Raw genomic sequence first — 22838 nt, forward strand, 5'->3', positions numbered from 1 at the left:
GGAGGTGGGTATGTGGTTGTATGTTAAGAACATTGCATTGTTTTGCATGCTTTTAATTTGTAGCTATGGTTCGTTTGCATCTCAAAGTTATATCATTGAGCAAGTTTCAGATACATCAAACCAATTGACCATAGATTCTATCATTGATCGTTCAGCGAGCTTTACTCAAACAAAGGGAGAAATTCGCTTTGTTAAAGGTGAGACACTTTGGTTAAAAGTCTCTAGTGTCAGTGAGCTAGCTAACGAGTCTTTAGTTGCTTTAGGTTCCATTGAGGGAACTCTCAAGTTGTATCAAGTTGCTAACGGTAAGGTGGCTGCGTATAAGTTTGTTTCACCAGAACTCGCGCATCTTGCCCCAAACCTCCACATATTGCCTTCTATCACATTATCTACCGACAATCAGAGCTATGATGTCTATATTAAAGTGCAAGCTAAATACAGTGGCATGTTATCTTTATCTGTGATGTCGTTGGAACAGTATAGAGAGGCGCTTAATTCGCGGTTGTTTATTGCTGGTGCCAGCAGTGGTATCCATTATTTCATTGCTTTTTTTGTGTTGTTGATGGCGATAAGTCAGTCACGAAAAGGGCTAGCGGTTTTAGCAGCTTATTTTGTCTGTGTCAGCATCCAAACAGGTGCATATAATGGGGCCAACAACCTAATTTTCCCAAGTGAATTGGCAAGCTATTTTGCAGTTTATCAAAGCCAAATCTATCTACTCTCTTTGATTTTTGCGGTACTTTTTCTGAATTATTTTGTTGTAGTTAAACGCTGTGACCCCAAATATACTAGGCTTGTCAGTGCATCTATTTGGGCACTAGCAGGATTAGCTGTTTTGATAGCTCCTTTGAATGCGCAGCACTCTCTTGTCTTCCACCTACTCGGTAGCTTGATCTGTTTCTTATTGTATATTCTGGTATTACAGAATCAGTTTTACGAACATAAGCATGAGGTAGTGGCGATTGTTATCGCTTGGCTGCCTATTTTTATCTTTAAAATGTATGTTTTCATGAATCAATTTGGAATGTATGTGTCGATTGATCCATCCGTACTCAACCAGATATTTATCACGCTACATGTTGTTTTACTTGCGGCATACTTGTACTGGCATGATAAAAACAAGAAAAAACAACTGTTGTTCTATGCCACTCATGACAAAGATACAGGGGCCCCTAATCGCTATATGTTGCAGCAGAGTTTAGACGGCTTAGGTAAAAGTCAAAAAGATCATACTTTACTTCTTTTTCGCCCGCTGGTTTTGCAAACCATTCGATTAAATATGGGCTGGAGCTATGCTAATGCTCACCTAAAAAAGTTATTGATGAAAGTGGGTGAGCAGTTAAATACTTATGGTAACACTGTAATTGCAGGGCATGATAATGTGCATACAGCCATCTATCGCCTAGATGATTCATTGTTTGCAATTGTTTTACTTGGAAAGTTTGAACTTAGCCAGGTAGAGCAGTTTGTTTGTGTTTTGTCTGCTAGCTTTGAGGAAGGTGTTGATTTTGGCGGAGACTTACTGGTAGATCAACTAGAAATAGGGGTGGCGAGTAATCCAATTCATGCAACAAATGCAGACGCATTGATACAGTGTGCAATGCAGGCGATGGCTGCAAAGCCCGCCGGGAGTAACAAGTGGCAGCTTTTTGACTTTAGTAATTCAATTGTCTCTCAAAGGCGGATAAAAATTGCTTCTGCGTTAAAGGTGGCTATTGAGCGAGAGCAGCTTAGTCTATACCTTCAACCTCAGCTCCATCTTGGAACTGGTCGTGTATACGGTGCAGAAGCATTATTAAGGTGGCATCACCCTGAACTAGGTGTTGTGCCGCCCAGTGAGTTTATTCCTGTTGCTGAGTCTTCGGGTATTATCTACGAACTTACTGAATGGGTGATTGAAACTGGATTAAAGCAGCAAGCTGAGCTTGTTCAATTGTTACCTGATCATACCTTATCACTGAATATCTCAGGTAAAGATGTAGGCCGCAAAGAGCTAACGGTGCAACTTATTGAGTTAGTGAATCAATATACTTTAGTGCCGACACAAATTGTTTTGGAGGTGACTGAGTCAGCAACAGTGGAGAATGAAAATACGTTGTTTGATACTTTAGGTGATTATCGAAGCATAGGGCTTAGAGTTGCGATTGATGATTTTGGTACTGGGTATTCATCACTGGCTTATTTAAGTCAGCTTGGATTTGATAAATTGAAAATAGATAAACGCTTTGTTATGGACGTAGAAAGTTCGAGGACCAACCAAACAATTTGTAAAGCCACTTGTGATATGGCGCACAGTTTAGGATCTGTTGTTGTTGCTGAGGGAATTGAAAGTGAGCAAAGCTATCGTCAGTTGCAACAGTATCAGTGCGATATTGGGCAAGGGTATTTTATTTCAAGGCCACTACCTTTTGAAGACTACAAAAAATGGCTGCATAGAATGATTGAGGTTGAGGACGTTATTCATTACCTCACATCTTAAGTGTTACTTACAGACATAGTTTCAAGGCAGCGAGAGATCAAGTTGCCGAGTGTCATAAAGTCAATGGGCTTTGGCAGCATATCTGTCATTCCCACCTCAGATAGGTGTCTTTTGCTGAGCTCATCTGTATTAGCTGTCATAGCGATAATGGTAGCATGAGGTGGAAGTAGTTTACGATCAAAAATAACCTTTGCAGCTGTCAGCCCATCCATAACCGGCATCATACTATCCATGAATATGATGTCGTACTTATTATTCTGTTCACACTGTTTTATTGCAATTTCACCATTGCTTGCAGTATGCGGGGTTATATTAAATTTATTTAAAAATGCTTTCATCACTTTTAGATTAATCAGGTTATCCTCCACAACGAGCACATTCAAGATAGATGCGTCAAAGCTATGCTGTTTTAGAGGTTTTTCAATTGCGGGCTTTGGCACTAATTTTAGGGGGATACATACACTAAATTGGCTGCCTTTTTGTAGGGCGCTGGTTATATCAATTGTGCCTTGCATGAGATCTATCAGTTCTTTCACAATGGACATACCAAGCCCTGTTCCGCCAAAATGACTACCTATTTCGTTTTCCCCTTGTTTAAATGGTTCAAATAAATACTGAATGCTTTTGGGTGACATGCCTATACCTGTGTCATTCACATCAATAAAAAGATTGACACCATCTGTGCGAGGTTGAGAATGGACTCTGAGACTCACGCTGCCATATTCAGTAAATTTGACGGCGTTACTAATAAGATTAGTGATAATTTGAGTTAGTCGTAGTGGATCACATGTTACCCAGCATGTTTTAGGTAATTCGATGTCAGAGCAAAAATCAATGCCTTTGTTGCTTGCCAGCTGTTTAGATAATTCTACAAGGTCATCGATTAAGGGAGGGATGTTGCAATCTTGGTGAGTTAAAGAAAGGCCTTCTTGAGATATTTTTGAGAAGTCTAAAATTTCGTTTACCAGGCCAGTTAAAATGTCTGTGCTGCGTAGCGCAAGTTGAAGGTGCTCTGTAATCTGATTTTCATCAGTTTCATCCATTGCGCTTAATAGCATGCCATTTATCCCGTTTAATGGGGTTCTCATTTCATGGCTTATTTTCGCCAAAAGTAAGCTACGCTCATTTAGCAATTTCTCGGCATCTAATTTTTGTTGTTGAAGGTTGTTTCTTAGTTCAACATCTTTGGTAATGTTTTGTATGGAACCAATTAGATACATTTCTCCATCTTGATCAATGGTTCTTTCCCCATGACATGACACCCAAATTTCTCTGTTTAGTTTGGTTTTGACTTGTAATTCTAACTCCCATGGCAAGCCGCTATCTAAGGCATTATCAATGGCACCGGAAAATGCTTGGCGGTGCGCATCTTCGTTGATGAGTGCAAACCATTCATTGAGTGAGAGTGTCGAATCTAACTCTAGTTGATGGATCCGCTTAGCTTCATCGCTCCAAAAGACTTGATTAGAAGATATATCAATTCGCCAACTGCCCATTGATGCAACTTGCTCCATTTTTGCTAGCGTTTTGTAGTTAATCTTGAACTTGCTTTCAGACTCTATTCTTGCAAGTTCACATCCTAACCACTGAGCAAACAACTCGACATAGTCAATGTGTTCGGCGGTAAAAGGGTTGCTCACCTTAGCAGCTGAAAAGTTAATGGTTCCAAATGTTTGACTTGCAATGCGTATCGGTGCACCGATATAGGATTCTAGTTGGAAATTTTGATAGCAAGGGTGGGAAGCAATATTGCTCGAACCTGCATGGTGAAAGGACAGCGCTTTATTGGCTTTTAAAGTGTGAGTACAGTATGTGCCTGCTAAGTCAAATTGGCATTTTGGTTCGAGTGAAGGACTATCTGACTCGACATACAAAATGGTGTATTTATCATCAATAACTTGACTCACAATTGCTATTTCTAGATCAAAAACATCGAGTCCAAACCGCAGTAATGATTGAATTTTTTCCTCGGTGCTCAATTCTTGTTTTGATACAATATTATGAAATTGCCTTAAAAAACTCACCAAGTTAAATCCTTCTGAACTAGTACAAGTTATGCGCTAATAGAATAAATATAAAAACTTTCGCAAGATGAATAATATATTAATATTTCTGATAATCAATTGGCTTGGTGATTATATTTACGTTAATTAGATTGGAAATACAGTGCATGGCCTAGCGTATGAAAGTAGCGTTCAATATTTTGGGTTATCGGTTGCATCTCATCTGTGAGGGGGAACCCTCCGGCGCGCTCCAACTTAGAGTTGATGACATCAGACACTAAGAATTCGTTTTGAATGCTAGGTTGATGTGCAACAAAACATTCGAAAGCACGTGCTGTGAGCTCTTGTGGCAAACTATAATAGAGCTGATGTGCCTGTTTGTCTAAATGAATACCTCTTTGAAAAAAGGCACTTGGTTTATTGCCATCACTGCTAAGTAAAATACTTTTATAGATTTGGTCGAGCAGCTGATTGAGTGGGTGAGCTGTCTCTGGTGAGTTTGTGAGCCAAAGCGATGAAGCAAAGTCGTTGGCCTTACTAAACCCAAATAGGTGTTTACATATATAGTGATCAAATGCATGCCACCATTCATGCGCAAGTGCGCCACCTCCAGCATTTTTTGCAAGCGCTAAAGTTCTAGTGGATGGGGCATAATGAGCCTGTACGCCCTTTTGGCCACCACTGCCAAACGCGAGGTTCAAAGTACCTCTTAGGCCAATAGCGGTTGGAGGGAGAGAGAGTATTTGGGCAAGATCAGCCAGTGAGTCATAGATCAAATTGGCACTCAGGTGTTGTTCTTCTTTGGTAACCCAATTTCCTAAAGTAATCGTTTTAAAGCCAAATGTCGTTTTCAATTCGTCAAAACAAACTTGGTCACCAAACCGATAATCAGGTCCCGAGCGCTTAAAATGCCTGTGTAATCTAGTGCTCTTCATTGAGGTATCGTTGTTTAACGTCTGCGGGCATAAACTTTGTTTGCTCATGTATCATACCTGCGAGCAAATCATGCAGCGGCTTAACGTTTAACGATTCATAACAGGATAAGAAATGTGCACACGCTTCTAAGGTTGATAAACTGTACGATTGTTCAGCTTTTCTAATCGAATACTTATTCTCTGGCAATTGTGAAAATGAGACTTTTGGTAGATCATTCAACCAAGGGTTTAGCATGGTAATTTTATTTACTTTTTTCCAAGTGCCGTCTAATACGAAAAGTGTGTCTATTGGGTTTACATTTTTATCAATATTTTCAACTTGAAGCGCATTTTCGCTTGGAAATAGCAAAGCACAATGACTCGAAGAAGCTATTTGTTGTGGGATTGAAAAATCAGACGGGCTCTCACCTACGTATATTTGAATATTGCTTAATTGAAGATTTAGCAGTCTAACTGTATTTTTTGCTACACAGACTTCGTTCGGGTGCTGCAATATGATGATCGTTGTTTTATTGCTAATCACAGGGCTAATATAGTGACAAACACATGTTTTAATAGAAAAATGGCAAATATTGCAGGTACTTCTTTTCATATAGGCTTGGAACAGGTTACATTGGTATATATCTTAACATAATTTATAGTTGGCTTTGCTCTTGTTGATACTCTTAACTAGCATATAGTTATAATTAGATACACGGGCAATAGACAATAAAGGACTTTTATGGATACTAGAATTGATGAAACTTGCTTGGAAAACATGCAGGCACTGCTTGGAGAGCAATTTAATGATACGTTAGAGTTTTGTCTAAGCGAATTTGATCGTCTGGCAAATGAAGTTAAGGCGACGATAGATAATGACTTAGAAGCCGCAACAAGAAATGCGCATAGCCTTAAATCAAATGCGGCACAATTCGGCGCAATGAGTTTAGCTGATGTGGCTAGAACGATTGAAATGTCATTGGTCGAAAACAATGTAGAGCTTGCTAAGACGCAAGTCAGTGTTTTGTGCTCAGAGGTAGATGCCTCTAAAGCGCTTTTACAAAGGTGGTTAACGTCCAGTGTGTAAATAGGGAGCTTAGGCTGGTAAGAGCGCTATCGAATCGTAAATAAATAGATGTATTGCCCTAATCACACTTCAGTTAAATAAATCCCGCGATTAACCCTTTCAAAACCCCTCATTCATCGTTATGCTAAGTTTGGATTGAGGGGAATATCATGAATAAAATAAGTAAAAGCAATAAATTAAATGGGGTGTGTTATGACATTCGCGGACCTGTTTTGTCACAAGCACAAAAAATGGAAGATGAAGGCGTCAAAGTCTTAAAACTCAATATTGGTAACCCAGCGGCTTTTGGATTTGACATGCCTGAAGACATGCATCGAGACATTATTAGAAATTTGCGAAACGGGCAGGGATATTGTGATTCAAAGGGATTGTACTCAGCACGTGTTGCTGTTTACCAATACTATCAGCAGAAAAACTTTCCAAATATCAGTGTTGATAACACCTTTATAGGCAATGGGGTGAGTGAGCTGATCCAAATGGTCACGCAAGCTCTATTGAATGACGGCGATGAAGTATTGATCCCCGCTCCTGATTATCCGCTTTGGACTGCCTCTGTTAAATTAGCAGGGGGTGCGCCAGTGCACTACATGTGTGATGAATGTGCAGATTGGTTCCCTGATATTGCCGATATCAAAGATAAGATCACCAGTAAAACAAAGGCACTGGTATTAGTTAATCCGAATAACCCAACGGGAGCCGTGTATAGCAAAGCGCTTTTACAAGAGCTTATCGAGATTGCCAGAGAGCACAAGTTACTTATTCTAAGTGACGAAATTTACGAGAAAATACTGTTTGATGGTACAGAACATTTTTCAATTGGTTCGTTATGTGATGACTTACCCGTGATTACGTTCAATGGATTAGCTAAAACGTACCGAGCCGCTGGTCTTAGAATGGGCTGGATGGTGGCAAGTGGTAAAATTTCTGTCATGCGTGACTTACTTGAAGGCTTAAACATGCTCGCTTCTATGCGTTTGTGTGCAAATGTACCAGCACAATTTGCGATACAGCAGGCTTTGGGTGGTGTGCAATCGATAGACGACCTGCTTCTACCCGGCGGGCGTTTGTATGAGCAACGCAATATTGCATGGCAGGGATTGAATGAAATTCAAGGCATATCCTGTGTAAAACCAAAAGGTGCTTTGTATGCCTTTGCGAAAGTTGATACAAAACACTTTAACGTTAAAAACGATGAGCTAATGGTACTTGACCTATTAAGAGAAGAGAAAATATTGCTCGTTCATGGTCGGGCTTTTAATTGGCCTTCTCCTGATCATTTTAGGTTGGTTTTCTTGCCTCATAAGGATGAGCTAGAACCTGCATTACAGTCTATGCATCGCTTTTTTGATCATTATCGACAGTAAGGTTTATTTTTAGAAGGGCGTTTAGCCCTTTGCGATATTGGTAATAAACTGAGAATATAATTTTGGTAAATTTGCTAATATCGCTTCCTTTCCAAGAACATCTTGCTCAGAAATCACTTGTTGAATTGTGTTTAGTGATACATGTTGCTCTAATTTATACGCGGTCTCTAGATGGCTTATATGCCAAGGCTCCGCAGCAACTCCGCCTCGATATTTATCGTACGGTCTAAAAAAACCGAATTGTGACAATGACGCATCAAACCAGCATGAGAATTCATAAAATGGGCCGCCTGATTGATATTCCCAAGGTTCAAGCTGCAATGACTCTCCAGCTCCAAGGCAGTTACTGGCGTAAACATCCAGATCACTGCCAAAATGATGTCGGCTTGTTCCAGGCAAGGCTGAAAACAACATTATTGCCTCGACAATTTTTTCGTCACTGAGATGGTGAATATCAACAGGTGCACTATTTTTATCAAGAATAGGACGTTTACCACTAAATTTAGCATTCCAAATCATGGCTTGACGCTGGAAATCTCTATGTGCAGATGCAATCGAAAACGCAAAACCAGCTGTTTTAGCTGCTTTACTAAGGGCGTCTAAGTCCTTGATTACCTCTTTGTGGACATACTTATTTTGATACTCAACTAAATGAGATGTGTCTAACCCAAGTGCTTGAAGCGCAATATTATTCATTACGCTTTTACCAATAGCTTTTCAAGAATAGACTCGTAGATGAGCGCTAAATCGTCTAGAGATTTGGCACAGACTTGCTCGTCTACTTGGTGGATTGTCTTATTCACCGGGCCAAGCTCAATAACCTTGCAGCCTGTTTGTGCGATAAATCGACCATCTGAAGTACCGCCCGTTGTTTCAGGGTTTGCTTTTATACCTGTGACTTCTTTGATAGCTTCCAATGTGACGTTGAGCAACTCACCTGGTTCGGTTAAAAAGGGTAGGCCATTCACTGTCCAATTAAGCTCATAATCTAGGTTATGCGCTTTTAATATTGCATTTACGCCGTCTTGTAGCTGCTCAACAGTGGATTCTGTACTGAATCTGAAGTTGAACTGCACATCAACAGTACCAGGGATGACATTGCCAGCCCCTGTACCACCGTTAATATTTGAAATTTGAAAACTGGTTGCAGGGAAAAACGCGTTGCCCGAATCCCATTCTTTATTACTCAGCTCGGTAAGTGCTGGTGCGACATCATGAATTGGGTTTTTAGCAAGGTGGGGATAAGCGACGTGACCTTGAATGCCTTTCACGGTTAAGTAGCCAGTTAGGGAACCCCTGCGTCCATTTTTGACTACATCGCCTAATGTTTCTCTAGATGAAGGCTCACCGACAAGGCACATATCTATTTTTTCGTTGCGCGCTTCAAGTAAATCGACGACTTTTGTGGTCCCATTTATGAATGGCCCTTCTTCATCGGATGTGATCAAAAAGCTGATCGAGCCTTGGTGGTTAGGGTGCTTGGCAACAAATCGTTCTGTCGCGACAACCATAGCCGCGAGTGACCCTTTCATGTCGGCTGCGCCTCTGCCGTGTAAAATACCGTCTTCAACTAAACCGGCAAATGGTGGGTGGCACCAATCTTTTTCATTGCCAATTGGCACGACATCTGTATGCCCGGCAAAGCAAAAATGCGGGCTTTGCGTGCCTTTTCTTGCCCATGTGTTGAGTGTATCAGTAAAAAATAGCTCTTCAATATTAAACCCCAGCTTTTCGAGACGGCTATTCATTAAGCTTTGGCATCCAGCATCTTCAGGTGTGACTGATTGGCGTTGGATAAGGGCTGAGGCAAGTTCAAGCACTTCGCTAAGTGGGGTTTGGCTCATTTAAAAATCTCTTGATATTGCGCTGCTTTGAAACCAATGTGTAGCTTCGAATCAACTTGTAAAATAGGGCGCTTGATCATAGCAGGTGCGTCGAGCATGTATTGCTTGGCAGATGATTCATCAAGTGTTTGTTTTTGCTCGTCGCTAAGGGCTCTGTATGTGGTGCCACGTTTATTCAATACCGTTTCCCAACCTAGCTCTGTCACAAAGCTGTCTAATAACTCCGGTGTTAAACCATCTTTTCGGTAATCATGAAAGGCAAACTCAATATTTTGTTCTTGTAGAAATTTTTTCGCTTTCTTAATCGTGTCACAATTTGGAATACCGTATAAAACTATGCTCATAATTTACTAGCTCTTGATAATGTTATTAGCGGATCTTTGCCCGCGTTGACTTGATTTAGCGGATAATAACACGGGCCTAATTTATCTGCATTGAGAATTATGAGTGTGCCTGTGATGGGCAAATCCTGTGGTATATCGAAGTAGCAGAGAATATCGCCAGTGATGATGTGTTTTTGTCCAACACAGTGTTTAATAAGGTTTTCCATTTTACGATATTCGTTGGGAATACTAAGGTGTAATAAAAATTGCAATCCGGATTCTGCACGGATCACGAATTCACAGCCTTGTTGACCAACCTTTATTATTTTGCCATTGCAGGGTGACATCATCAGTGCTTGATTCATTTTGACACACACGCCACTGCCTATCATGCCAGTTGAAAACAGAGGTAAAGGATGGTTTGTCAATGGAAAGACTTTACCAGTAAATGGGCTGGCAATATGTAAAAGTGGATTGGCAATTTGCGCAATTGGTGCGTAATTAATAGGTTTAGAAAATATCATTAAACAAAAAGGTAACCGTCTTTTCTGAGCGCTTGAATTGCATTATTTAGTTGTTGTTCTTTAACCAGAATATAGTCAGTATCGTATGTTGAAATGGAAAAAATAGACACATTTGCACTCGCTAATACACCTGAGATGTTAGACATGATCCCAGTCAGTGAAAACCCCAATGGACCGATAATCTCGATGGCTCTCCAGTATGGCTCAGCGGCGAAGCTATCAACTTTTATGTCAGAAGGACAAACGATTGATAATTCTTCAGTTGTTTTAGCAATAAAAAAAATATCAGATTTGAGTACATTACTAGGAATGCTCTCATCGCTATCTAGGCTATGAATCGTAAAGTCTTGTTGTAGTATTTGTAGCGTTTGTTTTGACATACTTGCGCTCTAACTGCATCGACTTCTTCATAGTATAGGTAAGCAAAAGGAAAAGAAACCTTTTTATTTAGGGAGTAGAGATTGCCTACTCCCTTGATAGCGTTAAGAAAGGCTATTTATGGGCGTTGAGCCGCTTGGATTGCCGTCAATGCAATCGTATAAACGATATCATCAACCAGTGCTCCACGGCTTAAGTCATTTACAGGCTTTCTCATCCCTTGAAGCATCGGACCAATACTGATGAGCTCGGCGCTTCGCTGTACTGCTTTGTATGTTGTGTTACCTGTGTTTAGGTCAGGGAATACAAATACAGTTGCTTTGCCAGCTACTTTACTATTTGGTGCCTTTTTACGTGCGACATTTTCCATAATCGCTGCGTCGTATTGTAACGGCCCGTCAATATCTAAATCTGGGCGTTTTTGCTGTGCTAATTCAGTTGCTTCTCTTACTTTATCAACATCAGCCCCTTGGCCTGAAGTCCCTGTACTGTAACTAATCATCGCAACTTTTGGCTCGATACCAAATGCAGCAGCTGAATCAGCTGATTGAATCGCGATATCAGCCAATTGTTCAGCGGTTGGATCTGGGTTAATTGCACAGTCACCATAAACAAGTACTTGATCAGGTAGCAACATAAAGAACACAGAACTCACTAAAGATGAGTCTGGTGCAGTTTTGATCAACTGTAGAGGAGGGCGAATGGTATTCGCAGTGGTATTAACCGCACCTGATACAAGTCCATCTACTTCATCTTCAGCTAACATCATGGTACCAAGCACGACATTGTCTTGCAGTTGTTCTGCGGCGACGACTTCAGTAAGTCCTTTGTTCTTGCGCAGTTCAACCATAGGTGCAATATACTTACCAATCGCTTGGCTTGGGTCGACAATGGTGATGTTTTCATTTAACACCACGCCCTGTTGCGCTGCGATACGTTGGATCTCTTCATGGTCACCAAGTAAGACCGTTTTAGCAATGCCTCGTTCACCACAGATTGCTGCCGCTTTGATTGTGCGTGGCTCATTACCCTCTGGCAATACAATGGTTTTGTTTGCTCTACGTGCTTGATCTGTCAGCATGAATCTAAATGCCGGTGGCGAGAGCTTTCTGGTGCGAGCAACACCTTGAGATAAACTATCTAGCCAATCTGGGTCGATATGATCAGCGTTGTGTTGCTTCACCTTATCAATGCGTTGTTCATCGTCCGCAGGTACTTCCATATTGAAGTTATGTAGTAATAACGATGTTCTCCATGTATCTGCTTCGGTTGCAAGGATTGGCAAGCCGGTATTCATTGCTTGCTCGCACAATTCCATGATCCGCGGCTCAGGCTTGAAGCCACCAGTCAGTAAAATTGCCCCTAATTTTGTACCATTCATAGCTGATAGGCATGCAGCGACCAAAATATCTGAACGGTCGCCAGGAGTCACTAAAAGGGCGCCTGGAGTAAAGTGATTCAGGATGTTAGACACTGTTCGCGCACAAAAGGTAACGCGGCGGAGACGTCTGTGCGCCATATCACCTTCATTGATGACTTCGGCTTGTAGATATTCACTTAGATCTCTAACTCGTGGTGCAACAAGATCGAAATCCCAAGGGATAGCGCCAAGCAACATAAACGGATGTTTGCGGAAGATTGGCAATGAAGCCAAACGGTTCATCTCGTTTTCTAGTTGCTCTGGTTCATGTTGGTCAACCAAATCAGCACGAGCGCGGCCATCTTCATCTAGTGGCGCGTTGACCTTATTGAAAATACAACCAAGTACTCTCGCATGATCTATTCCACCATAGTTACCTGAGGCAATCTCTAAGCGGTCTTCAAGTTGGTCGTTGGTGTCATTGCCTGGTGTTAATACAAACACGATATCAGCGCCTAAAGTTTGGGCGATTTCTCGGTTTACACGACCAGCATAAGGTTGTTTACGTGTTGGCACCATACCTTCAATGATGGCGACTTCATCATCTTGTACGCTGCTTTCAAAGCGCTCTACTATTTCCTCTAGCAGGTCATCGCCTTTACCATCACCAATCATTTGCTCTGCATAATGCAATTCGAAAGGCGTAGGAGGCGCAATTGATGACCCTTGCTTGATAATTAAAGTCGACTTCTCAGGCCCTAAATCAGCATTTCGAGGCTGAGCAATCGGTTTGAAAAAGTTAACTTTTACAGCTTTTTGCTCTAAAGCTCGCACTAAACCGACAGAAACAGATGTCAAACCAACCCCAGTTGAGATTGGAATAAGCATGATCCTACGACCCATAATTATTGCTCCCCAGCAAGTGTTGCCGCATCTTGTGCAATAACAAGTTCTTCATTAGTTGGTATAACCATGGCAATAGGCGTAGATGAGCCTTCAGTAATAACGCCCTCGCTGCCAAATCTTGCAGCTAAGTTTCTCTCATTGTTTAACTGGAAGCCTAGGAAGCTTAACTGGTTGACAACACTTGCGCGGATCACATCAGAGTTTTCACCGATACCACCAGTAAATACCAAAGCATCAATCCCACCAAGTGGTACTGCAAAACTCGCAATTTGCTTTGCAAGTCGGAAGCAGAATATGTCTAAAGCTAGTTTTGCTTTTTCATGACCTTGGGAAGCATTTTCTTCGATTGTACGGCAGTCGTTTGACAGCTCACTAATGCCAAGTAAACCACTTTCTTTATTCAATAAAGTGTCGATCTGTGCTGCAGAGTAACCAAGCTGGTTTACTAGGTAGGCAAATAAGCCCGGATCAATATCACCGCTTCGTGTGCCCATCACAAGGCCCTCTAGAGGCGTTAAGCCCATACTGGTATCTACTGATTTGCCATTTTTAACCGCACAAACAGAGCATCCGTTACCAAGGTGTGCAGTAACAATTTTAGAAGATTTATTACCTAAGCCTAATTGTTCGATGGCTTGTGCCGATACGTAGTAATGACTGGTTCCGTGGAAACCATAGCGTCTGATACTGTGTTGTTCGTACAATTTATATGGCAATGCGTATAAAAATGCGGTTGCATCCATTGTTTGATGGAAAGCAGTGTCAAAAACAGCAATTTGAGGGAGTGTTGAAAATGCTTCCGTGGCCGCTTCAATACCCAGTAAGTTAGCTGGGTTATGCAAAGGCGCAAGTGTTGCTGTTTGCTTGATTGCTTCAAGCACTGTGTTGTCTATAAGTGCTGATTTGGTGAAGTGTTCACCACCATGCACGACGCGGTGTCCAACAGCAACAAGCTGTTGATCGAGCTTTAACGACTTTACTAGTTCAACCAGTTTGTTTATAGCGACTGCATGGGCGTCGCCATTAGATAGAGAAATAATGTGCTTTTGGCCATTAACTTTATATTTGATTTGAGGTGATTCTTCACCCAAGCGTTCCGCTAACCCGGATAAATGCTCTTTTGCAGAGCTCGAGTCTATGATTGCAAATTTGAGGCTAGAGCTGCCACAATTGAGGACCAAAACATGCGACGATGACATAATGACTTTCCGTTTTGACAATAAGAGTAGTTGCGTATTAAGCTAAATAATGACGTTCATTCAGCATTACACTTAATACTAAGGTATAATTGACATGAATGACCGTAATTTTACCTTATTTTTTTGAGAAAAGTTAGCACCTAGGAGTTATGATGCAGAAAAGTCTTATTTCACAAGTGCAACTGGGCCGTCAATATGCCAAAGAATGGCCAATGCGTAAGGAACTCGCGCCTTTATTTCCCGAGTTTAGAGTGATTAGGGCTACGGATCTGGCTTTACAAACGATGCCAATTTTAGCGATTTTTACTGTTTTTTTTCAAACAAGTCTACTGGGTATGGCGTATTTACCTCAATCAATTGCGATTGCGTTGTTTTTTCTAACGCTGCCAGTACAAGGATTGTTATGGTTAGGGAAGCGATGTGAGACAGCCTTAACCCCTGCACTGAATTCTTGGTATAGAGATTTGTACCAAAAAATGGTTGCTAACGGTTATCAAGGGGATCTTTGCACACGAAAGCCCACTTATCGTGAGCTGGCTAAATTACTCAGTGACATGTTCGATAAGATGGATAAAGCCTTCACTAAAGAAAACCTGTAAAAAGTTCAAACGCACAATAATTGATGTTTATTGTGCGCCTCTTTAAATTAGGCATTGGTGATTCTTTTTATCTTAAGCAAGCCTAATATGATTAATAGCCAATACATGGCCCCACCAGAGCTAGATGATTCTTTGTTTGCATTATTTTCAGTTGGGTTTGATATAGCTTTTGGCTGCGTTTCAATTTCGGCTAATACTTCTATGCCATATGGCTGTTCAAAAACATGTTTACCTTTGAATAGGGCCGCCACGTGAATTGTGTGTTTACCAGCTTCTTCGAAGGTAAATTCTACTTGTTGTCCACTTAGTTGTAGGTCATTAGGAAGCGTCCATTCGTAGTTCAAGGCTAAGTCGTATTCTGAGTTCAGTTCGATACTGGCACGTACTTTTTCTCCCTTGTGTATATCGTTTGGTGCGATTAAATTAAGTGATTCTATCACAGGGGTGATGGCGTTTATTTCGTATTGCTTACCATAGCTAAGGTTATCACTGACCGTTTCAGTAAGTGAGACGGTATAAATCCCAGGTTTTGTATAAGTATGGTTAGGGCTTGCCTCTGTACTCGTTGAGCCATCACCAAAATCCCAAAAGTAGGTTTTTTCTTGTGCATGGAGTTGAGTAGGTATAACAAAAGCCAGTACACAAGTTATCAGCGATATCCTTTTTAACAGCATTTAATGTCCTTTCCCATTTATGAAGATAATATATTTCGATTTAACAGTCTTTTATGGATTGTTTGATACGTGAACAAGCGCCTAACTTAATATATTTATATGAAACTTTAAATACATACTTTTATATTATGAAATTGTTTATATAGTGAACTTATTTAGGGGTTTTACTGGATTATCTCAGTTTAATTGGTTATTTTTTACTGGTTTTTTGACCACAAAAATAATTTCAGGAAGGACTCCAGTGCGTAAGTTAGGATTTATATTTACCTTGGTCGGCTGTCAAGCTTTTATGTGTGACGCTAGAGCACAACAGGTTTCGCCGTTTCCATACCAATATGAAGGTTACCATATACATTTATCAGACCAACCCGCTGATATTCAATATAAATTAAACAAAACTAAGGAAGTAGATACGTCGTCTACCTTCAAACATTATGATTTGTACTTGGATGATGTAAAGGTATATGACAGTACATTGGTTTTAAAAAAAACACAGGACGGTAACGGGCAGCTAATATCTGGAAATTTAAGCTTTGTAAGTCAATTAACAGAAAGCTTAGCAAGTTTGAAAATAAAGAAGCCTAAGTTTAATTACAAAGATGATTATGTCATGGAGCATGTTTTACAGACTTATCCATTTGTATCAGATGTGGCACAGGTTAATCGCTTAGTTGTTTTAGGTAGGCAACAAAAACTTCATTTTATTTATCAAGTCGAAGTAAAATCAAAGGAGCAAAGACGCCAGTTTATTACCTTGGATAGTCTAACTTTAAAGCAGTTAGGTGTATCTGTCAGTAAATATGCTTTCTCAGAACATCATGATGAGAGCTATCACCCGGTAGCAACAACAACTGGGAATTACAAACTTGGTCTAAACTGCCACCAAGCTCCAAACATGCCAACTCAAAAATGCCAAAATACTGTTTTACCGCTTGAGCACCCCATCACACAGCAGTTTTTTCCAGATGCGCCAATAGTCAGTAATATCTATTATCGAACAAATAACAACGCTGCATTTAGCGAGTTTGATGGTTATCCAATGGTTGTTAAGCTTCACGATAATCGATGCACTTTTCAAAACAACTGGGTTGAAACATACCTTGGTAGCGCTTTAGAACCATATTCATACGCATGTCCAGATGGTGTTGAAGAGGCCCACGGTATCAGTGGTAATCCATACTTTTATTATTTTTTAAAAGGTGCATTTAAAACGGTAAATGACGGTCATTTTTTTGGTGGTATTACTGCCCAAACCTTGCATTATCACTTTAAACAGTTGTTTCCAAACCAGCAAAGCCGTTGTGAAAAGGAAGCGGGTTATTGCTTGAATAAAATAAAACAGCGTGTTGATGCAGGAAATTTATATCAAAGCAGTTGGGACGGTGAATTTACAAATTATGCAGGAGGAACAAAGGGCTCCCCATTTCCACATGGTAGTTCATTGGATATTGTTGCTCATGAAATCGGACATGCGATATTAGAGTGGAATACGAATAATATTATTTCAGGCTTTAATTTTGAAGATGAGCCAGTAGAACTTCGTGCGAAGAGAAGTGCATTACATGAGAGTTTTTCGGATATGACAGCGATTGCTGTTAAAGATTATTACGCTCGGCATTTGCAAGCAGAGCCTTTTGATTCTAACTGGGTGCACTCTGCAATTTATTCGAAACTATACGATCAAAATGAAATGCTTTGGGCAATAGGCTTTGACGCAAGATTGTCTGATACATTTTCTCGACATGCAGCTATGCCGAGGCTTGATGGCGTTAGCATGGATGACTATAGAGAGTATGATCAGACTGTGGGGTCGCATCAACGTGCTGGCGCGTTAAATAAATTGTTCTATTTAATCGCTTCCAGTGATGGTTGGGATATTCAGCGAGCATATCAGCTAGTGTTAAAAGCCATGACAGGGTGTTTTTCAGCCACAGCAGGTATGTATGAAGCCTCGCAATGTATTATTGCAGTGGCTGATGCTCCTGATGCAGAACATATTACACAGCTCGCTGAAAAAGTTGGATTTATAGCGACTGACAAAGAGCATACTCAATTAAATGTATCTATTGATCGCCGATATGGCAGCCTAAGGTATGACTTTAGTGATATGAGGGTTTCACAAGACAATACTTCGGTTGTCGAGGTTCAAATTGGTTCAAATCCCGTTATGAGATGGACACCAGATAATGAACTCGTTTGGCAGGGTATCATCGCTGGGCAACATACACTGGGTGCAGGTGAACATGACTTATCATGGTATGTTGAGCTTAATGATGGCACAGAATTAGAAACTAAAAGGTTGGTGAGTTTATTTGACGGCGTATTATGTAAACCACAAGGTATTAGCGATCAGTATATTACTAGCCTTTCAATTAATGCCCAAAACCATGAAGTAGAGCAAGGTTTTAATGAGTTGACCAGACTCGATCCAGTTTTTAAACAAAGCGGTTTAAACATAGATTTTATTGGCCTTAATCCCGAGATATCGATATCTACTTATTTGGATTTGGACAGAAATGGGTATTTTGATACTAATAGTGAAAAAATGGTCAATCAGAGCAGTCAGGAAGGTGAGTTTGTCTTTGATCTCGCTCAGTATCAAAAATTGGGTGCTGGACCTATTGTAGTAAGGTTTGTGTTATCTGCACAAGAAGAAACCTCTAGTTGCGCAGGTTTAACCAATGCGCAAGTGATTGATCTAAATATAACATTACGTGAAGGTCATTACATTGCTCCGGATATTGATTTTGGCTACAAACAGAAAAACAGTGAGATCCACTTATCTATCAATCAAGACTTCACTAGTGCGTATTCTTTTAGATGGGTTTTTGGTAATGAAGAAATAGAAACCTCTGAATACCATATTGTAAAATCAATGCCGCAGACATCAGAAGTGACGTTAATACTGCTCTATCATGGTGTCGAGGTGAACCGTGTCGATAAAAGTGTAGCTGTATTACCAGAACCAGCGTTTTCTATTGATTGTCAGCAAAATGGTACGGAATGTAAGTTATTATTGGTAGGTGACTTACCAAGCAATATCACTCGGTTTGCGTGGAAAATAGATGACCAGCACTTCACTAGCAGTAATGACTTTCTAATTTATGACTTTGGTACAACAGGACTGAAAAATGTCACTGCATTACTCACCCTGCAAGGCGCCTCTGTTATATTTGAACGGTCACAGTCTATTGAGTTAAAAGAAGTTGTGGATTTTGATGTTGATGTACAGCAAGAAAACAATGACTTCATACTAAATATCTCAAAAGCACTTCCGGCTAGTTATTCGTTAATTTGGGTGGTTAATGGCATCGAATATCCGCATAGTCAAACTGGAACTATTTTAACTGCGTTGTCCCCTCAAGACAGTGTAAGCTATATATTGCAAAAAGATGGTGAATCAATTTTTGAGAAACGTATTGATATTGCTCATGTAAATGACCCTAACTTGAAGATTGGATGCCAAAGTAACGGCCTAGAATGCAAGTTTTTAGCAGAGCATCAGTCTACTGCCACTGATATAAAGTATGTGTGGGACTTTGGTGATGGCACTGTTATAGAAAATAATGCACAAAGCATTAATTACAGTTATCAGGAAGCTGGAGAATACATTGCGAATATTACGCTTGTCATTGATGGAAGAGCGAGGTTTACTGCTCAACTATTGGTAAAAGTCGACGTAATTAAACCTTTAATAAATATCGGTTTTAAGCAACACAATCAAACATTGTCTCTGAGCGCTTCAGGTGAGGTACATGATGGGATGGCATTTCAGTGGTTGATCAACAATGAAATAAGATACGGTCAGACGATTGATTATGATTTTCCTGACAAAACACAAATAACAAGTATCAAGCTTACTGTGTATGAAAAGGAGCAAGAGGTGCTTGAGGTTTTTGAGAATATTCAGGTCTTTGAAAGTTCTGGGTTAGATTTTAAGTGGGCTCAAGACAATTCAGAAGAGCCACTACAGTTTAGTTTTTCTATACAGAAGGGCATGAACTAAAATGTTTAAGCCCGTTGCGATTTGCATACGGGCCTAATTGTTAATCACTTTACTAATTTTTTGTACTGAGTGATTAAAAACGAAAAGGTAATATCATGAACGTCTTTGCGAGAGAGCTCTTCGTAATGAGAAGCTTTAAATTTCCATGCAAAAGGCGTCATTTGAATTAAGTGCTTAACAATATCAGTCGCGACTGCCTGATTATCTTCAACCAGTGTTTGTTCAATCACTTCAAAGTCTTGTGGACATTCCGGCGCTTCATGTAAGTGCACGTTATCATAAATTTTTTGTTTTAGTTCAAACAAATGCTTAGGGCCAGGCCCAACAACGATGAGTGTGCCATCGTCTTGTAACAAACGAGCAGACTCTTGTGCAAATACTGGTGCGAATATACTTAATACCACATCCGCCTGTTTGCCCTTAAATGGCGCGTCTTTACTTGAAGCGACACTAAAGTGTGGTTTTTCATAACGCTTTGCAGCATATTTTACAGCAGGTTTACTGATATCTAATCCATACACTTGGGTCGAATCTGGCACTTTAGCCGCGATTGCGTGAGTGTAGAAACCTTCTCCACAGCCAAGGTCTATCACGATATTAGGGTTTTTACTTGTGATGAGCTCTGCCAGGGATTGCTGCAAAAAGCGGTAGTGGCTCGTAGCAAAAAATGCACGTCTGGCCTGCACCATATCAAGATTATCGCCTGGTTGCTTAGAGCGTTTAAACTGTACAGGCAATAAATTGATATAGCCTTCTTTTGCAAAGTCGAATTGATGACGGTTAATGCAGCCCAGTGTATTGTTTGTCTGTGTTAATGCCTCTGAGCAAATAGGGCAGCGGTAATCTAATGTCATCTATCTAAATATTCCTGATCATAAAAAGTCCTAACCCAATTAGGACGATAAGTGATCATTAATGTGATGGCCATGCCATTTAACATGGCTTCAGGGAACCACATGATCACTGAGTAAAACATATAGTTGTATTGCAACGTTTGCCAGTCGTATAGACCTAAGGTCCAATAGTAAACACTGGTAATTAGTATTTTACAGGCAGCAACAAGGCCTGCGCAAATAAATGCACATACAAAAATATATATAAAAAAATGTTTTGGCAGGTATTGGTAGCAAATAACAAAAAGACCATAACTGATATAGACAGGAATAATCCCTGTTAGTAACCAAAACGAGAAGAAATCAACTGGTGTTGTAGCAAAAGCTAAGTGGAGTAGGGAAGCCAGTAGCGTGCTGATTAAAGACAGTCGCCAGCCAAGCACCAAAGTAACCGTTGTTATGGCCAATATATGGATATCCAAATGGGGGAGGATCCCCGCCTGTATTTTCCATAAAATAGCCATAACAAGCGCACAACATAATACACCTGTTTGTCTTTGCGGTGTTTTGAGTAGTGTTAATAGTTGTGTTTTATCAAAACTAACTACAAATGCGAACAAAGAAAACAGCATAGTTGCCATAAAATGTTACCTGTCATTATTAGGGCAAACTATCTCTGTGCTTAAATATCGAAAGTAGCCCAAATCGGTGCGTGATCTGAAGGCTTTTCAATACCTCTAAGCTCATAATCAATATCACTTTCTGTACAGGTTGCCATTAAGCTCTCTGTTGCAAGCACGACATCAATTCGCAGCCCTCTGTTATCGTTAAAGCCTTTAGAGCGGTAATCAAACCAAGAATATTTATCTTGTGCATCAGGTGTAAGTTCTCTAAAGGTGTCTTTTAATCCCCAATCCATCAGCGTTTTTAGCCACTCACGTTCTTCTGGCTGGAATGAGCATTTACCGGTTTTTAGCCAGCGTTTCATATTTGGTTCGCCAATACCGATATCACTGTCTGTAGGTGAGATATTAATATCACCCATAACGACAAGATTAGCCTCTGGAGATTCGTTGTTATTGAGGTGAGTCATTAAATCTTTATAAAATTGACGTTTATATGGGAATTTAGTCTCATGACTAATGTTATCACCTTGTGGAAAGTAGCCATTCATTACAGTGACTTCTTTTCCATTGTCGCTCTCGAATACGCCCGTGATCATACGTTTCTGCGCTTCTTCAGTATCTGTCGCAAACCCTTTCAGAATAGATTTGGCTGGTTTCTTTGATAGCAAAGCGACGCCGTAGTGGGCTTTTTGTCCATGAAAATAAACGTTATAACCCATGGCTTCTACATCGTCGATAGGGAATGCTTCGTCATGGACTTTTATTTCTTGAAGCCCTATTACATCTGGCTGATGTTTGTCGATAAGTGCTTGTAGTTGGTGAAGCCTTGCTCTAAGACCATTGATATTGAAAGAGATAATTTTCATATTAGAAAGTCATTTTTAAATAAAAACGAGTGTAACACTTTTGCTGGTGGGATAGTTGAAAAGTTTACGGATACTCATGACTTGTTTGTTAATTATTTAGAACGATTTGCATAGTTAAAGCGATGTGTTTATGAATATGTTAATTGATCATTAAATGTTCAGAAAAGTTTGTTTTTATCATTTACAGCGTGATTTTTGGTTATATAATGCGCAGCAATTCGTTCATCCGAGGTAAATTATGTTTAAATCTTTCACTGTTGCTGCACTTATTTCTCTAATATCTACGACTGCTTTTGCATCTCAAGCTCAAAGCTTTAAAGCAAGTAATGCATCTGCAATCTCAAAAGTATGTGAGGTTGCTGCAAATCAAGGCCTAAGTGCTGCACGTAAAGAAGGTGCTCAGCAAGGCATATTCATCTCGCGATTTTCAGAAACAGTAAAGTGCAATGGTGAAGATATTCGCACATTCGCAAAAACGCAAAGTGATGTTCAAGTTGCTAGTCAACCTAGCAAGTCAAAGCTAGTTGCTAAAAATACGTCAGTTGCAACTGAGCTTTGTATGAAAGCTGCGAAAGAAGGCTTAGATAGTCTTAAAACTTATCGCGGTCAAGCGAGAAGCCTAAAATGTAATAACTTACCTGTTAAGCAGTTTGTTCAGCAAATTCATAGAGCTGCACTGTAAACCAAATATAATCAATTTTTAATTAAGCCTGACACATCGTGTTGGGCTTTTTTATTTTCTGTTATTTTACCTTTCATAATTTAAATCATTTCTCTTTTATTTCCCGTTGGTAACACCTGTAAGTTATACCCTCTCAATTGTGTTTTTATTGTTTTTTCTATGTGTTATAAA

The 22838-nt window shown here is 40.1% G+C and carries 20 protein-coding genes; 6 read left to right on the plus strand and 14 right to left on the minus strand.

The window, feature by feature from the left end; all coding sequences use genetic code 11:
• Nucleotides 1-10: 10 nt before the first annotated feature.
• The gene (locus N477_RS24615) at nucleotides 11-2479 is read left to right on the plus strand and encodes an EAL domain-containing protein (protein WP_063364017.1); all 2469 of its coding nucleotides are present in this window, start codon (nucleotides 11-13) and stop codon (nucleotides 2477-2479) included.
• Here N477_RS24615 and N477_RS24620 read toward each other — a convergent pair.
• The 3 genes from N477_RS24620 to N477_RS24630 form a co-directional block, all read right to left on the minus strand.
• Entirely contained in the window at nucleotides 2476-4503 is a 2028-nt protein-coding gene (locus N477_RS24620; RefSeq protein ID WP_063364016.1) for a hybrid sensor histidine kinase/response regulator, read from the minus strand. The two genes, N477_RS24615 and N477_RS24620, sit on opposite strands and share 4 nt — an antisense overlap.
• Nucleotides 4504-4625: 122 nt before the next feature.
• A complete protein-coding gene (locus N477_RS24625) occupies nucleotides 4626-5465 on the minus strand; it encodes a CLCA_X family protein (protein ID WP_231098165.1) in 840 nt (279 codons plus the stop codon).
• A complete protein-coding gene (locus N477_RS24630) occupies nucleotides 5404-6009 on the minus strand; it encodes a tRNA-uridine aminocarboxypropyltransferase (protein WP_063364014.1) in 606 nt (201 codons plus the stop codon). The genes N477_RS24625 and N477_RS24630 overlap by 62 nt, the downstream gene beginning before the upstream one ends.
• Nucleotides 6010-6138: 129 nt before the next feature.
• On the opposite strand from N477_RS24630, the gene N477_RS24635 reads away from it, so the two are divergent.
• Both N477_RS24635 and N477_RS24640 read left to right on the plus strand, forming a co-directional pair.
• Nucleotides 6139-6483 carry an Hpt domain-containing protein gene (locus tag N477_RS24635; protein ID WP_063364013.1) on the plus strand — a complete coding sequence of 115 codons (345 nt, stop codon included), beginning with the start codon at nucleotides 6139-6141 and terminating at the stop codon, nucleotides 6481-6483.
• Nucleotides 6484-6632: 149 nt separating this feature from the next.
• Complete coding sequence (locus N477_RS24640) at nucleotides 6633-7847, plus strand: pyridoxal phosphate-dependent aminotransferase (protein WP_063364012.1); 1215 nt, start codon at nucleotides 6633-6635, stop codon at nucleotides 7845-7847.
• 21 nt (nucleotides 7848-7868) lie between these two features.
• Here the strand turns inward: N477_RS24640 and N477_RS24645 are convergent, their stop codons facing one another.
• The 7 genes from N477_RS24645 to N477_RS24675 all read right to left on the minus strand — a co-directional run bounded on the left by N477_RS24645 (nucleotide 7869) and on the right by N477_RS24675 (nucleotide 14381).
• Nucleotides 7869-8543, minus strand: coding sequence for a M15 family metallopeptidase (locus N477_RS24645; RefSeq protein ID WP_063364011.1), 675 nt, complete (start codon nucleotides 8541-8543; stop codon nucleotides 7869-7871).
• Entirely contained in the window at nucleotides 8543-9691 is a 1149-nt protein-coding gene (gene dapE, locus N477_RS24650) for a succinyl-diaminopimelate desuccinylase (RefSeq protein WP_063364010.1), read from the minus strand. Before dapE ends, N477_RS24645 begins: the two co-directional genes overlap by 1 nt.
• Nucleotides 9688-10035, minus strand: a complete 348-nt coding sequence (locus tag N477_RS24655; RefSeq protein WP_063364009.1) for an ArsC family reductase — start codon at nucleotides 10033-10035, stop codon at nucleotides 9688-9690. The genes dapE and N477_RS24655 overlap by 4 nt, the downstream gene beginning before the upstream one ends.
• Complete coding sequence (locus N477_RS24660) at nucleotides 10032-10538, minus strand: PTS glucose transporter subunit IIA (protein ID WP_063364008.1); 507 nt, start codon at nucleotides 10536-10538, stop codon at nucleotides 10032-10034. The genes N477_RS24655 and N477_RS24660 overlap by 4 nt, the downstream gene beginning before the upstream one ends.
• Nucleotides 10538-10918 carry an ACT domain-containing protein gene (locus N477_RS24665; RefSeq protein ID WP_063364007.1) on the minus strand — a complete coding sequence of 127 codons (381 nt, stop codon included), beginning with the start codon at nucleotides 10916-10918 and terminating at the stop codon, nucleotides 10538-10540. The genes N477_RS24660 and N477_RS24665 overlap by 1 nt, the downstream gene beginning before the upstream one ends.
• 116 nt (nucleotides 10919-11034) lie before the next feature.
• On the minus strand, nucleotides 11035-13179 hold the full coding sequence (pta, locus tag N477_RS24670) for a phosphate acetyltransferase (RefSeq protein WP_063364006.1): 2145 nt from the start codon (nucleotides 13177-13179) through the stop codon (nucleotides 11035-11037).
• A gap of 2 nt (nucleotides 13180-13181) precedes the next feature.
• Complete coding sequence (locus N477_RS24675) at nucleotides 13182-14381, minus strand: acetate kinase (protein WP_063364005.1); 1200 nt, start codon at nucleotides 14379-14381, stop codon at nucleotides 13182-13184.
• A 152-nt stretch (nucleotides 14382-14533) separates the two neighbouring features.
• Here N477_RS24675 and yfbV point away from each other — a divergent pair, with 152 nt between their 5' ends.
• Nucleotides 14534-14980, plus strand: coding sequence for a terminus macrodomain insulation protein YfbV (gene yfbV, locus N477_RS24680; protein WP_063364004.1), 447 nt, complete (start codon nucleotides 14534-14536; stop codon nucleotides 14978-14980).
• Between the two features lie 47 nt (nucleotides 14981-15027).
• Here the strand turns inward: yfbV and N477_RS26635 are convergent, their stop codons facing one another.
• A complete protein-coding gene (locus N477_RS26635; RefSeq protein ID WP_063364003.1) occupies nucleotides 15028-15654 on the minus strand; it encodes a PKD domain-containing protein in 627 nt (208 codons plus the stop codon).
• 241 nt (nucleotides 15655-15895) lie between these two features.
• Between N477_RS26635 and N477_RS24690 the strand changes: the two genes are divergently transcribed.
• The gene (locus N477_RS24690; protein ID WP_063364002.1) at nucleotides 15896-19660 is read left to right on the plus strand and encodes a M4 family metallopeptidase; all 3765 of its coding nucleotides are present in this window, start codon (nucleotides 15896-15898) and stop codon (nucleotides 19658-19660) included.
• A 44-nt stretch (nucleotides 19661-19704) separates the two neighbouring features.
• On the opposite strand, the gene rlmA is transcribed toward N477_RS24690, so the two are convergent.
• Genes rlmA through xthA form a run of 3 tightly spaced genes read right to left on the minus strand, consistent with a single transcriptional unit; the run spans nucleotide 19705 to nucleotide 21985 of the window.
• Nucleotides 19705-20514, minus strand: coding sequence for a 23S rRNA (guanine(745)-N(1))-methyltransferase (rlmA, locus tag N477_RS24695; protein ID WP_063364001.1), 810 nt, complete (start codon nucleotides 20512-20514; stop codon nucleotides 19705-19707).
• Nucleotides 20511-21134: a hypothetical protein gene (locus tag N477_RS24700; protein ID WP_063364000.1), complete on the minus strand. Its 624-nt coding sequence runs from the start codon at nucleotides 21132-21134 to the stop codon at nucleotides 20511-20513. Before N477_RS24700 ends, rlmA begins: the two co-directional genes overlap by 4 nt.
• A 41-nt stretch (nucleotides 21135-21175) precedes the next feature.
• Nucleotides 21176-21985: an exodeoxyribonuclease III gene (gene xthA / locus N477_RS24705; protein WP_063363999.1), complete on the minus strand. Its 810-nt coding sequence runs from the start codon at nucleotides 21983-21985 to the stop codon at nucleotides 21176-21178.
• Between the two features lie 238 nt (nucleotides 21986-22223).
• On the opposite strand from xthA, the gene N477_RS24710 reads away from it, so the two are divergent.
• Nucleotides 22224-22667 carry a hypothetical protein gene (locus N477_RS24710; RefSeq protein ID WP_063363998.1) on the plus strand — a complete coding sequence of 148 codons (444 nt, stop codon included), beginning with the start codon at nucleotides 22224-22226 and terminating at the stop codon, nucleotides 22665-22667.
• Nucleotides 22668-22838: the final 171 nt, after the last annotated feature.

The sequence above is a fragment of the Pseudoalteromonas luteoviolacea H33-S genome, from assembly GCF_001625695.1.
Lineage (GTDB): Bacteria > Pseudomonadota > Gammaproteobacteria > Enterobacterales > Alteromonadaceae > Pseudoalteromonas > Pseudoalteromonas luteoviolacea_B.

Bases quoted from the DNA above. Each gene is read 5' to 3' on its own strand.
- rlmA (WP_063364001.1), bottom strand. From the start codon at position 20,514: ATGACATTAGATTACCGCTGCCCTATTTGCTCAGAGGCATTAACACAG.
- yfbV (WP_063364004.1), top strand. From the start codon at position 14,534: ATGCAGAAAAGTCTTATTTCACAAGTGCAACTGGGCCGTCAATATGCC.
- N477_RS24635 (WP_063364013.1), top strand. From the start codon at position 6,139: ATGGATACTAGAATTGATGAAACTTGCTTGGAAAACATGCAGGCACTG.
- N477_RS24625 (WP_231098165.1), bottom strand. From the start codon at position 5,465: ATGAGCAAACAAAGTTTATGCCCGCAGACGTTAAACAACGATACCTCA.
- N477_RS24645 (WP_063364011.1), bottom strand. From the start codon at position 8,543: ATGAATAATATTGCGCTTCAAGCACTTGGGTTAGACACATCTCATTTA.
- N477_RS24700 (WP_063364000.1), bottom strand. From the start codon at position 21,134: ATGGCAACTATGCTGTTTTCTTTGTTCGCATTTGTAGTTAGTTTTGAT.
- dapE (WP_063364010.1), bottom strand. From the start codon at position 9,691: ATGAGCCAAACCCCACTTAGCGAAGTGCTTGAACTTGCCTCAGCCCTT.
- N477_RS24710 (WP_063363998.1), top strand. From the start codon at position 22,224: ATGTTTAAATCTTTCACTGTTGCTGCACTTATTTCTCTAATATCTACG.
- N477_RS24665 (WP_063364007.1), bottom strand. From the start codon at position 10,918: ATGTCAAAACAAACGCTACAAATACTACAACAAGACTTTACGATTCAT.
- xthA (WP_063363999.1), bottom strand. From the start codon at position 21,985: ATGAAAATTATCTCTTTCAATATCAATGGTCTTAGAGCAAGGCTTCAC.
- N477_RS24660 (WP_063364008.1), bottom strand. From the start codon at position 10,538: ATGATATTTTCTAAACCTATTAATTACGCACCAATTGCGCAAATTGCC.
- N477_RS24640 (WP_063364012.1), top strand. From the start codon at position 6,633: ATGAATAAAATAAGTAAAAGCAATAAATTAAATGGGGTGTGTTATGAC.
- N477_RS24630 (WP_063364014.1), bottom strand. From the start codon at position 6,009: ATGAAAAGAAGTACCTGCAATATTTGCCATTTTTCTATTAAAACATGT.
- N477_RS24655 (WP_063364009.1), bottom strand. From the start codon at position 10,035: ATGAGCATAGTTTTATACGGTATTCCAAATTGTGACACGATTAAGAAA.
- N477_RS24615 (WP_063364017.1), top strand. From the start codon at position 11: ATGTGGTTGTATGTTAAGAACATTGCATTGTTTTGCATGCTTTTAATT.
- pta (WP_063364006.1), bottom strand. From the start codon at position 13,179: ATGGGTCGTAGGATCATGCTTATTCCAATCTCAACTGGGGTTGGTTTG.
- N477_RS24675 (WP_063364005.1), bottom strand. From the start codon at position 14,381: ATGTCATCGTCGCATGTTTTGGTCCTCAATTGTGGCAGCTCTAGCCTC.
- N477_RS26635 (WP_063364003.1), bottom strand. From the start codon at position 15,654: ATGCTGTTAAAAAGGATATCGCTGATAACTTGTGTACTGGCTTTTGTT.